Here is an 11,446-nt window from a genome sequence, read left to right on the forward strand (position 1 = left end):
CGAACGTGGGCGGCACGGCCCGGTTCTGCTACGACCCGGACTCCGTATGCGAGTCAAACGAATCGTGGCCAACGTGGTGAGCCCGAAGCCGGCGGAAGCCGCGCGCTTCTACCAGGACATCCTCGGGCTCGACATCCTGATGGACATGGGGTGGATCGCGACCTACGGCTCCGAGGAGGAGATGCAGGTTCAAATCAGTTTCATCTCGGAAGGGGGCTCGGGAGCACCGGCGCCAGACCTGTCGATCGAGGTGGATGACCTGGACGCGGTGTTGCGCCGGGTGAAGAAGGCGAAGATCCCCGTGGAGTATGGCCCGTGTGACGAACCCTGGGGTGTGCGCCGGTTCTTCGTGAGGGATCCATTCGGCAAGTTGGTGAACATCCTCGTTCACGACTGAGGGCGATCAGGAGTCCGCTGTATCCTCGTTGGCTTCCTTGGGACGCAGGGCCTCGTACAGCTCGGTCATGCGCTGCAGTTGCTCGAGCCGCTCTCGGGCCGCCTCGCCAGGAGGTCCCGGTGGAAACGCCACTCGGAGGACGGCGCGCGCCGCCCCTCGTGGCTCCCGTCGAAGCGCATCAGCACGAGGTCCTCCGGCACCAGCGCGTCGTAGTCCATCCCCGTGGGCGTCAGCAGGAAGCCGTCCTCCACCCGCTGGCTCAGGTTGCCGCTCGTCCCTGGGAAGATGTGGCGAATGATCAGCCTCGGGAGAGGGCCGGGGTGAGGGTATCCGTCACCCAGCCTGGCTTCGTGGAGCATGGAGTTCGCGCATCTGGAGCGCTCCCTCGTTGGCGCTGCGGGGGGGTGGTCTTGAATGGGAGCCGATGAATCGCCAGGGTGGGAACGTGCGAGAATCCCCCTGTTTGAAGATCTTCCAATCCCTCTGGGTGACGGTTTGCCTTCTGGCCAGCATGAGCGCAGCCGGCGAGGAGTCCAGGCGCGTGAGGGTCATGCTCTCGGCCGATCCCCATGCGCGAGCGGGAGTGCCCGAGCCCCGCCCGGAAGACTGGAAGGGGGGCGTGCTTTTCTTCCAGGTGAAGGACCCGGGCTTCCTCGTGGTGGAGGCAGGCGATGAGCTCATCGCGGCGGGCGAGTTGCTGTGGGGGGAGGACAATCGGCTGCGGGTGGAGCCGCGCAGGAGCCACCTCTCCGCGGCGCTGCCCCGGTTGGTGAGCCACGAGCCAGGACGGGAGGCGGTGGAGGTGGACGTCCCGGAGGGCGTGGGCGCCGGAGGGGTGCTCACCCTCACCTATGCGTGGAACTGGAAGCATACGGGCCGCCCCGCCCTGGTGCGCACCTGGCGCCTCCCGCCCATGGAGGACATCCCGCCAGAGTGGCTGGAGGAGGAGCAGGCCGAGACGGAGGACACGCCCGAGGACGGGGAGGATGGCGCGTGGGCCCTGGTGCCGGACCAGGAGGCGTCCCTCCCCGTGCAGGTGGACCCGGAGTGGCCCGAGCTGTTCTGGGTGGCCGGGTACGCCTCGCGTGAGGAGATTGCCGCGCGCCTCTTCGGGGATGCCGCGGCGGCGGGCGCTTTCGACCTGGAGCCCCGTCTACCTCCACCCGGCGCCGTGGAGGGCTTGCAGGTCTGCGTGCGCGTGCGTCACCCGCTGTCGCTCGTGCCGCAATTGCTCGCCACTGTGAGCCGGGCCCTGGAGGTGCAACTGGAGGCGGATATCGCCTGGAGCCGCTCCCAGCTCCCGGTGGCCTCCCTGGACAGGGCCGCGGCCGCCGCGCTGGTGGAACGTGCCCTGCGCTGGGCCCAGCGCTCGCACATCCTGGACGATTCCGGGCAGAGCTACTTCGATCGCTACCTCCAGGCGCTCGGCCCCTGGCGGGACGCGGACTGGCTCTCCTTGGGCGAAGCCGCCGAGCCGCTGCGCAAGGCCGTCGCGCTGCGCTCCACACACTCGAGGACGAGCTACCGCGTCACCGATGGCTCGCCCGTCCTCGCCCCGGGCAGTGTGGTGGGCCGCGTCTCTCTTCCCGACGGCTCCAGTGTTCAAGTCCGCGCCCTGCTGCTGCTCACCGAGGAGACGTCCCTGGAGCGCGCGGAGCTGCGGGTACGCAACGCTCCCCGCGACACCCCGCGCGTCCTGCTGCCCGGCAAGGACGGGCGCTGGCGCGGCTACAGCGCCGAATTCAACACCGTTGCCGGGGCGCCCGAGCCGCTCGAGCACCCCGAGGGGAACGCGTACTGGTACTACCCAGGCACGCTCCTCATCCGCCCGGGGGAGTGGCGGCCGGGGTTGGGGGCCGGCACGGGCGGGTTGGCGGCCTTGCGGCGGGAGCTTCTCGAGACAGCCCTGGCCACGGCGACACCGCGAGCGCCCCAGCCCCTGCTCGCCCTCGACCATGACGTGCTCTCCCTGCTCACCCCGGACGAGCGCCTGGGCGTCTTCGACACCGTCCTCACGGGCTCCGCGCTCACCTCGGACATGAGGGAGGACGCGGTGCACCTGCTGACGCGGGTGCTGCTATCCACGCCGGACGGGGACTTCCCTCCTCTGGAGCGCCGCCTCACCTCGAGCGGGGTTCTGGAGAAGCTGCTCGCCAGCAACGCGCCGGAGGGCAAGGTGTTGCTGGGACAGGCCTTCACCCAGAAGGCGCTCGCCTCCTTTCCCCTCACGCTGGACCTCCTCGAGTCCCTGCCTGGCTTCCACCTGGGACGTGAGGGCGAGACGACGCACCTGCTCAACGTCCCCTCCGGGCGGGTGTCCACGGTGTTGGTGGCGCCGGAGGCATGGGAGGCACAGCAGGGCGTGCGCCTGGGAGCCGAACCCGCCCTGCCCGGAGAAGCGGCGGGGCCCTCCAAACGCATGGCCCTGTACTTCCAGCCGGTGCGGCAGGAGTTCCAGGCGCGCTACTTCTCCTCCGTGGACGAGCTGCCCCGCAGCCGCGCCCTGCACCCGCTGGAGTGGGTACGGGTGGAAGTCCATGGGCCCCAACCGCGCACGCACCTGATGACGGCCATGGAGCTGGCCCTGCTCGCCTCCACGCCGGACATGTCGCTCCTCTGGTCGGCGGTGAGCCGCGTCAGCGAGCTGCACATGGTGTACGGCGCCGTGTCCGCCCTGACGAAAGCGCCGCTGCTGACAGGCGTGCCAGCCTCCGCCGCGCGGGGCGGCACGCTGGCGGGGGCGCGCACGGCGGCGGTGCGCCTGTTCGTGGGCCGCATGTCGCTGGTGGCGGTCCTGGCTGGAGTGGACACGTACCGGGACGAGCTGTCGCGGACGCCCGAGGGACGGGCGTTCCTCGCGGTGCACGATTTGGCCATGGTGGTGCTGGCCGGCAGGGATATCCACAAGCTGGCCACCTCGGGCATCGGACGCGAGCTGGTACACCGGGGCAGGCTGGCGTTGAGCGCGGCGGGCGCCCGGGCCTCGTCCGGACTGCGCGAGTCGGTGGATGCCGTCCAGGCGCTGGTGAAGACGCTGGAGCGGATGCTCGCCGAGGGCAAGGCCGTTGCGACACCGGACGGGCTGCGGTTTTCCCTGCCTGGCGGCGCCGAGGCCTTCAAGCAGTCCTTCTTCGCCATCCGCGGGGAGATGGCCGCCGCAAGGGCCCTCGGTGGCATGCGCCGCGCGGGGCTCGCGGCTGAGGAGGCCGAGAAGACGCTGGAAGCGTTGAAGCTGCTGGCTGCCGAGAGCCGGGAGATGGCGCTCGCCTACAATGCCGTGGCGCGGCGCGCGGCGGCCCTCCCCGCGGACAAGGCGCGGTTCTACCTCGCCGCGGTGGAATCGCTACGGGCCTCCGCGCGCGGTGCTGTGAAGCCGGCGCTCGCGGAGTTGCTGCGGCACTCAGGAGCACGGAGCCTGAAGGACCCTCTTTCCTTCCTGAAGGAGGCGGAGTGGCTCGTCAGTCACCCGGAACTGGAAGCCGAGGCAGTGGTTACACTGGCGAGGAAGGCCCGCGGGGACAAAGTGGACCTGGGCTGGGTACGCTCCACGGGGCTGACCCTGGAGGACCTCAACGCCATGGGCAGGAACAAGATGACGCCCTGGAAAGACCTTCAACGGGCAGCGTCGGACCCGTGGAATCTGAAGTTGCAACGGCGGGTGCGCGAGGAACTTCGAGGCATCGCGACGGAGATGCTGACGGAGCGCGATGCGCGCACGCTCTTCCCGGGCTTCCAGTTGACTGGGCGGCAGGTGAAAATGGAGGGAGGACACATCATCGACGACATGCTGACGGCGACGCACGGCCCGAAGCTTCAACATGGAGTAGAGGTAAAGGGCTGGAACGAGAACCGGTGGCGCAAAGCGCTCGACGCCTGGCAGGCCAGACAGGCCGGCCCCCGTCTCAACGACCAGCAGAAGGCGCTCGTCAGGCAACTTCAGCGCCTGCTCGAGCAACTCGAGGACGCGGCGAGGGCTCCTCGAGGGAAACCGTTTCTCGTCATTACCGACAGGCTGAGTGGGCCGGTCATGTTCAAGATGTCCAGGTTTCTTCAAGAAAACGCACGGGGAACAAAGCTCATTCAATTGGAGGAAGCCCGGATTTTGGAGAAGACGAAGCAACTGCGCGCGGCGCTGAAGTTACCGGAGGTTCTCTCTGGAGGTGCGCCATGAGCCGGTGGCCTCTCTGGGCGGTCCTGGCTCCAGGCGAGCCCGCACGGTTGGAGAGCCGCGCTCTGGCCATCGCGATGCCGGACTGGGACGAAGAGGACGGAGAACAACTGCCCTTCGAGGTCATCGTGGGCAGTGGCCGCTACCATGCCATCGTGGGGACGGACCCCATCGATATCGGCGCCGAGATTCAAATCGCCGAGGCCCTGTCGCTCGAGGGTGAGGAGCCCGTCTACTCGATTGAGCGCGCCAACGACCCCTGGGCTGTCACGGCGTGGCGCAACGGTGCGCTGGATGTCTTGGAGGATGTGGACCCGGACAGCCTGGCCGAGTCTCTCGGCTGTCCGCTGCCAGGAAGGGAAACCGCTTCGGACTCGTCCGCGAGCAAGCCGCTGCGCAACGCCGCATTGGTGGAAGGAGTCCAGGCAGCGCAGGCGCGACGCGTGCTGGAAGAGAATGCCGGCGAGCCGCTTCCTCCGGGGCGCTACTGCTTCGCGGACACGCCGAAAGGGCTTCTGCTCTCCAGCGCCACGGGTGGCATTGGTTACGCTGACCTGACTTTGTCGGAACGGTTTCCTCACGCGCGCGTATATGGGGTAGTGGCTTCACCGGGCTTGGACGCCTTTTTTGTCAATGTCTTGCAGGGCGGAGAGTGCATTGGACAGTTCTCACATCCGCGTGATGATTTTCCATGTTTCCCGGTTCTCGATGCCGTCAAGGGCGAGCGCTCGCCCGAGCGGATTCTCGCGGCGCTCGGCATCCCGGCGGAGTGGTTTCGGAATGAATGACAGCTCCAAGAGCGATGGCGGGAGTGGCCTATGGTGGGCGTTGTGCGCTCACGGATTGTGAAGAACCCCGGGTTCTCGAGGCAGCGCACATCTTTCCGTATCACGGACCGCAGACCAACCACGTCACCAATGGTTTGCTCTTGCGCGCGGATCTGCATGTCCTGTTCGACCTGGGCCTGTTGCGTACGGAGAAGCTCAGGAGTCCGCTGTATCCTCGTCGGCTTCCTTGGGCCGCAGGGCCTCGTACAGCTCGGTCATGCGCTGCAGTTGCTCGAGCCGCTCGGTCGGGGTGAGTTGGAGATTCTCCTCGAGCAGAGACACATCCACGCCTGCGTCGATGGCCGCATCCCAATCCGGCCCGTAGCTCGGGAATGCCTTCCGGAGGAGCTCACGCGGGTCGTCCATGTCAGAAGTCCAAGCCGGAGCTCGTGCCGCCGCGGTTCCGTCGAACCGCGTCCGTCCGCTCGTCAGCCCTCGAGCGCCGGTTGATGGCCGTACGTCTTGAACTTCTCGAGCACCCGCGCCATCTCCTCCGCGTCGAGCAGCACGGGCTCGCCCACCTGCAGGGCTCGCCAGTACATGGCCGCGAGCGTCTCCACCTCCACCGCCAGCTTGAACGCCCCCGCCAGGTCCTTGCCCAGCGCCAGCATCCCGTGGTTCGCCAGCAGGCACGCCTTGCGCCCCTCCAGCGCCTCCACCGCGTGGTGCGACAGCTCCTCCGTGCCGAACGTGGCGTACGGCGCGCACCGGATGTCCGCGCCTCCCGCCGTCGTCACCATGTAGTGGAAGGACGGAATCCCCCGCCGCAGGCACGCCAGCGTCGTGCAGAACATCGAGTGCGCGTGCAGCACCGCCCCCACCTCGGGCCGCCTCGCCAGGAGGTCCCGGTGGAAACGCCACTCGGAGGACGGCGCGCGCCGCCCCTCGTGGCTCCCGTCGAAGCGCATCAGCACGAGGTCCTCCGGCACCAGCGCGTCGTAGTCCATCCCCGTGGGCGTCAGCAGGAAGCCGTCCTCCACCCGCTGGCTCAGGTTGCCGCTCGTCCCCTGGTTCAGCCCCGACGTGTTCATCCGCCGCGCCGTGGCGATCATCTGCTCGCGCAGCGCCAGGTGTCCCACCGTGCTCACGTTCCCGTCTCCTTCACCGGCCGGCGCTCGGGGAAGAGTGACAGCAGCCCCTCGGTGCTGGCCGCGCATACGCCACGCTCCGTGACGAGCGCCGTCACCAGCCGCGCCGGTGTCACGTCGAAGCCGTAGTTGGCCACCGGGCTCTCCTCCGGCGTCACCCGCACCGTCACCACCTCGCCCGAGGGCAGCCGCCCGCTCACGTCCGTCACCTCGCGCCCGTCCCGCTGCTCGATGGGGATGTCCCTCACCCCGTCCTCGAGCGTCCAGTCGATGGTCGGCGACGGCAGCGCCACGTAGAAGGGCACCCCGTTGTCCTTCGCCGCCAGCGCCTTCAGGTACGTGCCAATCTTGTTCGCCACGTCTCCCCGCGCCGTCGTGCGGTCCGTTCCCACGATGCACAGGTCCACCTGCCCGTGCTGCATCAGGTGCCCGCCCATGTTGTCCACGATGACCGTGTGCGGCACGCCGTGCTGTCCCAGCTCCCACGCCGTCAGGCTCGCGCCCTGGTTGCGTGGCCGCGTCTCGTCCACCCAGACGTGCACCGGAATGCCGCTGTCGTGCGCCTGGTAGATGGGCGAGAGCGCCGTGCCCCAGTCCACCGTCGCCAGCCAGCCCGCGTTGCAGTGGGTCAGCACGTTCACCCGCCCCTGGCGGCCCTTGCGCTCCCACGCCGATGCGATGAGCCCCAGCGCGTGCTCGCCAATGGCACGGTTGATGGCCACATCCTCGTCCGCGATGGCCGCCGCTCTCTGGTACGCCTCCGCCACCCGCTGCCCGGGCGCCAGCGGCCGCAGCGTCCGGCGCATCTCGTCCAGTGCCCAGCGCAGGTTCACCGCCGTGGGCCGTGTCTCCTGCAGCAGCGTGCACGTCCGCTCGAGCGCCCCGTTCGAGGCGTCCGCGCGCAGTCCCAGGCACACCCCGTAGGCCGCCACCGCGCCGATCAGCGGCGCCCCTCTCACCTGCATGGAGCGGATGGCGTGCGCCGCCTCGTCGAGCGTCGTGAGCCGCAGCGTCACCAGGGCGTGCGGCAGGTGCGTCTGATCGATGATTCCCACCGACCCGCCATCGGCCTCGACCCAGACGGTACGCATCGGCTTTCCGTGGACCTTCATGCGGCGGTGTCTCCTCGCGAGGGGGTGCCCAGAGGCACAGGACAGTAGACCCTATACCCTCACCCCGACCCTCTCCCGAGGGGAGAGGGAGGAGGGGCACAGGCCCTCGTCCAGTCGGCGGGTGGGGCGGGGCACGGGCGCCTTCCGGCCGCGTTGCGTTCCAACTGGTCCAACAGTCGGACCAGTTGCTCGCCATCGCGCCCGGAACCTCAGCTCCTGACCTGGCGCTTCAGGACCCGTCCGGCCACCGCGTCGAGCCGCTGGACCACGGCTGGATCCATCGCCTCGGGCGCGGTGATGAAGGTGTTCTCGAGCGCCGTCTGGCACCCATGCCGGCACGGGCCCACGTGCTGGCCGAGTCTCGGCACCACGTTCTTCACCAGCGCGCGTGCCTTGCCCGCGTTGGCCGTCAGCGTGCTGACGACCTGCTCCACCGTGACGGCCTCGTGGCCCGGGTGCCAGCAGTCGAAGTCCGTCACCATGGCCACCGTCGCGTAGCAGAGCTCCGCCTCCCGGGCGAGCTTGGCCTCGGGCATGTTCGTCATGCCGATCACGCTGCACCCCCAGCTCCGGTACAGCTCGCTCTCGGCGAGCGTGGAGAACTGCGGCCCCTCCATGGCCAGGTACGAGCCGCCGCGCTTCGCCGGAATCCCGAGCCCCTGCATGGCGCCCATCGCCGCGTCTCCCAGCCGCGAGCACACCGGCTTCGCCATGGACACGTGCGCCACGCACCCCGTGCCGAAGAAGCTCTTGGTGCGCGCGAAGGTCCGGTCGATGAACTGGTCCACCACCACGAAGGTGCCCGGGGGCAGGTCCTCGCGCAGGCTCCCCACCGCCGACACCGACAGCACGTCCGTCACCCCCGCCCGCTTGAGCGCGTCGATGTTGGCGCGGAAGTTGATATCCGAGGGCGACAGCCGGTGCCCCCGCCCATGGCGTGGGAGGAACACCACCGGCGTGCCCTCGAGCCTGCCGAAACACAGCTCGTCCGAGGGCTCTCCGAAGGGCGAGGCCACCTTGCGCCAGGTGACGTCCTGGAGACCATCGATCTGATAGAGGCCGCTGCCTCCGATGATGCCAATGACGGGAGGGGACGGGTGCGCCATGGGTGCTCCAGGGGACGGAGGGGACGAGCCCTCACTCTACTCCGTGGAGGCGACAGCGAAGGGCGGCGGATCAGCTCGCGGGGACGGCGAACTGGGTGCGGATGCGCGTGGCGGCCTGGGTGAGGCCCACTTCCTGGAAGCGCTCGGCGGCCCAGGCGGCCGCGGGCGGCATCGTGCCGGTGACGACGAAGGGCATGGTCATCCGCGCCACGTGGCGCATGACACTCACCATCATCTGCACCGCGGGAGACTGGCAGATGTACGCCGTGCCCAGCGTCCAGCGGCGCAGCGCCGCCTCGTGCTCGCGCAGCCAGTCCGAGTAGCGCTGGCGCAGACACGCCGGGGGCATGTGCACCTCGCGCGCATCCAAGATGCACACGTGCGGCTCGCACCGCGCCAAGTACGTGGACCGCTCGGCCAGGTACGCCTCCAACTCCTGCATCGTCCCGCTCCGGCCCAGCTTCACCACCAGCAGAGGCCACAGCCGGCCATCCACCGTGACAGGTGACACCACATCGCTGGGCAGCGCGAAGGAGACTGGGAAGGACAGAGGCATTCCGTCCTGCGGGGGGTTGGAGTGAACTCGGAGCAAGGGTGGGATGATGTACCGCAATTCGGGAGGAAAGTTGAGTGGAATGCGATGGTAATGGAGGCTCGTCAACACCGCTCGCACGCACGCACAGGAGCCTGAGATGAACTTACGGTGCCAATCATGTGGAGCTGATCTCGTGGTGGCGGAAGAATTGCGCACGACGGTATGCCCCTACTGCGCGGCGCCGTCGGTGGTGGAGCGGCCGGCGAGCGTGGACAGGCCGGAGCCGTCGTTCGCGCTGGGCTTCGCGATGACGCAGCCGTTGGCGGCGGAGCGGGTGAAGCACTGGCTGCGCACGCGCCATCCGTGGAGCCACTCGGGACTGAAGAAGGCGCCGCTGCAGGACGTGCGGGGCATCTACGTGCCGGCGTACCTCTACAGCGCGCTGGCGCAATCGGAGTACAGCGCCTCCATCGGGGAGAACTACACCGAGACGGAGACGTACACGACGACGGAGAACGGGAAGACGGTCACGCGCACGCGCACGGTGACGAAGACGGAGTGGCGCTCGCTGAGCGGGCGGCATGCCGAGTACGTGCCGGACGTACTGGTGACGGCCTCGCGGGGGCTGTCCAACGTGGAGTTGGAGCGCATCGAGCCCTTCGACCTGCGCATGCTGGCGCGCTACGAGCCGGCGATGGTGGCGGGGTGGATCGCGGAGGAGCCGTCGCTGGCGCGCGAGGAGTGTCTGCGGATGGCGCGCGGCGAGGCGATGGAGAAGGTGAAGCGGCGGCTGGACGCGTTCATGCCGGGGGACTCGCACCGGATGCAGGACGTGGACACGCGGCTGAGCGAGGAGTCGCTGGAGGTGTGCCTGGTGCCCGTCTGGGTGCTGGCGGCGCGGTATGACCCGGAGAAGCCGCCGCTGCGGGTGGTGGTGAACGGGCAGTCGGGCGAGGTGCACGGTGAGGTGCCCATCTCCTGGGTGAAGGTGGTGCTGACGGTGGTGGTGGTGGCGGTGCTGGCACTGGTCGTGTACCTGATGAACCAGGGAGGCCTGTCATGAGCGCGACGGTGGTGGCGGGGTGCCAGCGGTGCGGGAGCGCGCTGGAGCAGGGGGACCTGCGTTGCCCCATCTGCGCGCTGTCGGTGGACGAGTCGAGCACGCGGGGCGTGCAGCTGCAGAAGGTGCAGGCGAAGGTGGTGCGGTGCGTGAATTGCGGGGCCTCGCTGGAGTACTCGGCGGAGCTGAAGGCGCCGCGGTGTGCCTTCTGCGCCTCGGTGATGAAGGTGGAGACGACGGCGGATCCGCTGGAGCAGGCGGAGTCCTTCCTGCCCTTCACGGTGGACGAGGCGGCGGCGCGCGAGGCGCTGGGGCGCTTCCTGGCGGAGAAGCGTTTCTTCCGGCCGGGGGACCTGGCGACGGCGGCGGCGCTGGAGTCGCTGAAGCCCATGTGGTGGCCGGCGTGGGGCTTCACGGCGGGGGCGCGGGTGAGCTGGACGGCGGACTCGGACGCGGGGAGCCGGCGCTCGGCGTGGGCGCCGCACTCGGGCCAGGAGACGATGCGCTTCCAGAACATCCTCGTGTCCGCGTCGAAGGGTTTGTCGGAGCGCGAGTGCGACCAACTGGCGGCGCACTACCAGCTGGGCAGCGAGCAGAAGGCGCCGCGCGGGCCGGAGGACGCGCAGGTGGAGCGTTTCGACGTGACGCGCTCGGGAGCGCGCAAGCAGATATTGGCGGCGGTGGAGTCACTGGCGCGCGAGGAGATGAAGAGCGAGCACGTGCCGGGCAGCCGGGTGCGCAACCTGCACGTGGCGGTGGTGCTCTCCAGTCTGGAGACGAAGCGTTACGCGTTGCCGGCGTACGTGCTGGCCTACCAGTACAAGGGGAAGGTGTACCGGGTGGTGGTGCACGGGCAGGACGCGAACGTGGTGTTGGGCGACGCGCCGCTGTCCTGGGCCAAGGTGGCGCTGGTGGTGGGCGGCGTGCTGCTGGCGCTGGTCCTGCTGCTGCTGCTCTTCGCGCGTTGAGGGACTTCGCGTTAAGGGACTTCGCGTTAAGGGACTTCGCGTTAAGGGACTTCGCGTTAAGGGACTAGCCGATCGAGCGCATATCCCCTCTCCCCTCGGGAGAGGGTCGGGGTGAGGGTATCTGGCCCCGTGTTTCAACCCGTGTCCCCCCGTGTGGACAGGGGGTTCAACCTGGGATGCGTGGC

At 68.9% G+C, this 11,446-nt stretch carries 11 protein-coding genes and 1 pseudogene; 6 read left to right on the plus strand and 6 right to left on the minus strand.

Annotated elements, in window-relative coordinates:
- Positions 1-46 precede the first annotated feature (46 nt).
- Positions 47-397 (plus strand): VOC family protein, encoded by a 351-nt coding sequence (locus tag Q664_RS11950; protein WP_043393742.1) that lies wholly within the window; start codon positions 47-49, stop codon positions 395-397.
- Between the two features lie 83 nt (positions 398-480).
- Here the strand turns inward: Q664_RS11950 and Q664_RS11955 are convergent.
- Positions 481-756 (minus strand): annotated as a pseudogene (locus Q664_RS11955) (class II aldolase/adducin family protein); the annotation flags it as partial.
- A gap of 182 nt (positions 757-938) precedes the next feature.
- Here Q664_RS11955 and Q664_RS11960 point away from each other — a divergent pair.
- From Q664_RS11960 to Q664_RS62910, 3 genes are read left to right on the plus strand one after another with little or no spacing between them, the layout of a single operon-like run.
- Positions 939-4,568 carry a hypothetical protein gene (locus Q664_RS11960; protein ID WP_152622048.1) on the plus strand — a complete coding sequence of 1,210 codons (3,630 nt, stop codon included), beginning with the start codon at positions 939-941 and terminating at the stop codon, positions 4,566-4,568.
- Entirely contained in the window at positions 4,565-5,353 is a 789-nt protein-coding gene (locus Q664_RS11965) for a hypothetical protein (protein ID WP_043393749.1), read from the plus strand. Before Q664_RS11960 ends, Q664_RS11965 begins: the two co-directional genes overlap by 4 nt.
- Before the next feature lie 14 nt (positions 5,354-5,367).
- Entirely contained in the window at positions 5,368-5,646 is a 279-nt protein-coding gene (locus Q664_RS62910) for an HNH endonuclease (RefSeq protein ID WP_200883691.1), read from the plus strand.
- On the opposite strand, the gene Q664_RS59980 is transcribed toward Q664_RS62910, so the two are convergent.
- The 5 genes from Q664_RS59980 to Q664_RS11990 all read right to left on the minus strand — a co-directional run bounded on the left by Q664_RS59980 (position 5,549) and on the right by Q664_RS11990 (position 9,254).
- Positions 5,549-5,758 carry a hypothetical protein gene (locus tag Q664_RS59980; protein ID WP_043393751.1) on the minus strand — a complete coding sequence of 70 codons (210 nt, stop codon included), beginning with the start codon at positions 5,756-5,758 and terminating at the stop codon, positions 5,549-5,551. The two genes, Q664_RS62910 and Q664_RS59980, sit on opposite strands and share 98 nt — an antisense overlap.
- 62 nt (positions 5,759-5,820) lie before the next feature.
- The gene (locus Q664_RS11975; protein ID WP_052517985.1) at positions 5,821-6,444 is read right to left on the minus strand and encodes a class II aldolase/adducin family protein; all 624 of its coding nucleotides are present in this window, start codon (positions 6,442-6,444) and stop codon (positions 5,821-5,823) included.
- A gap of 32 nt (positions 6,445-6,476) precedes the next feature.
- Positions 6,477-7,592, minus strand: coding sequence for an S-methyl-5-thioribose-1-phosphate isomerase (gene mtnA / locus Q664_RS11980; protein WP_043393756.1), 1,116 nt, complete (start codon positions 7,590-7,592; stop codon positions 6,477-6,479).
- A gap of 209 nt (positions 7,593-7,801) precedes the next feature.
- Positions 7,802-8,698 (minus strand): S-methyl-5'-thioadenosine phosphorylase, encoded by an 897-nt coding sequence (locus tag Q664_RS11985; RefSeq protein ID WP_043393758.1) that lies wholly within the window; start codon positions 8,696-8,698, stop codon positions 7,802-7,804.
- A 70-nt stretch (positions 8,699-8,768) separates the two neighbouring features.
- A complete protein-coding gene (locus tag Q664_RS11990; RefSeq protein WP_043393760.1) occupies positions 8,769-9,254 on the minus strand; it encodes a hypothetical protein in 486 nt (161 codons plus the stop codon).
- Positions 9,255-9,429: 175 nt separating this feature from the next.
- Between Q664_RS11990 and Q664_RS11995 the strand changes: the two genes are divergently transcribed.
- Both Q664_RS11995 and Q664_RS12000 read left to right on the plus strand, forming a co-directional pair.
- Positions 9,430-10,296 (plus strand): hypothetical protein, encoded by an 867-nt coding sequence (locus tag Q664_RS11995; RefSeq protein ID WP_235216664.1) that lies wholly within the window; start codon positions 9,430-9,432, stop codon positions 10,294-10,296.
- Positions 10,293-11,261 carry a hypothetical protein gene (locus Q664_RS12000; protein ID WP_043393765.1) on the plus strand — a complete coding sequence of 323 codons (969 nt, stop codon included), beginning with the start codon at positions 10,293-10,295 and terminating at the stop codon, positions 11,259-11,261. The genes Q664_RS11995 and Q664_RS12000 overlap by 4 nt, the downstream gene beginning before the upstream one ends.
- Positions 11,262-11,446: the final 185 nt, after the last annotated feature.

The sequence above is a fragment of the Archangium violaceum Cb vi76 genome, assembly GCF_000733295.1.
In the GTDB taxonomy this organism is placed as follows: Bacteria; Myxococcota; Myxococcia; order Myxococcales; family Myxococcaceae; genus Archangium; species Archangium violaceum.

Bases quoted from the DNA above. Each gene is read 5' to 3' on its own strand.
- Q664_RS11950 (WP_043393742.1), top strand. From the start codon at position 47: ATGCGAGTCAAACGAATCGTGGCCAACGTGGTGAGCCCGAAGCCGGCG.
- Q664_RS11985 (WP_043393758.1), bottom strand. From the start codon at position 8,698: ATGGCGCACCCGTCCCCTCCCGTCATTGGCATCATCGGAGGCAGCGGC.
- Q664_RS11965 (WP_043393749.1), top strand. From the start codon at position 4,565: ATGAGCCGGTGGCCTCTCTGGGCGGTCCTGGCTCCAGGCGAGCCCGCA.
- Q664_RS12000 (WP_043393765.1), top strand. From the start codon at position 10,293: ATGAGCGCGACGGTGGTGGCGGGGTGCCAGCGGTGCGGGAGCGCGCTG.
- Q664_RS62910 (WP_200883691.1), top strand. From the start codon at position 5,368: ATGGCGGGAGTGGCCTATGGTGGGCGTTGTGCGCTCACGGATTGTGAA.
- Q664_RS11990 (WP_043393760.1), bottom strand. From the start codon at position 9,254: ATGCCTCTGTCCTTCCCAGTCTCCTTCGCGCTGCCCAGCGATGTGGTG.
- Q664_RS11975 (WP_052517985.1), bottom strand. From the start codon at position 6,444: ATGATCGCCACGGCGCGGCGGATGAACACGTCGGGGCTGAACCAGGGG.
- Q664_RS59980 (WP_043393751.1), bottom strand. From the start codon at position 5,758: ATGGACGACCCGCGTGAGCTCCTCCGGAAGGCATTCCCGAGCTACGGG.
- mtnA (WP_043393756.1), bottom strand. From the start codon at position 7,592: ATGAAGGTCCACGGAAAGCCGATGCGTACCGTCTGGGTCGAGGCCGAT.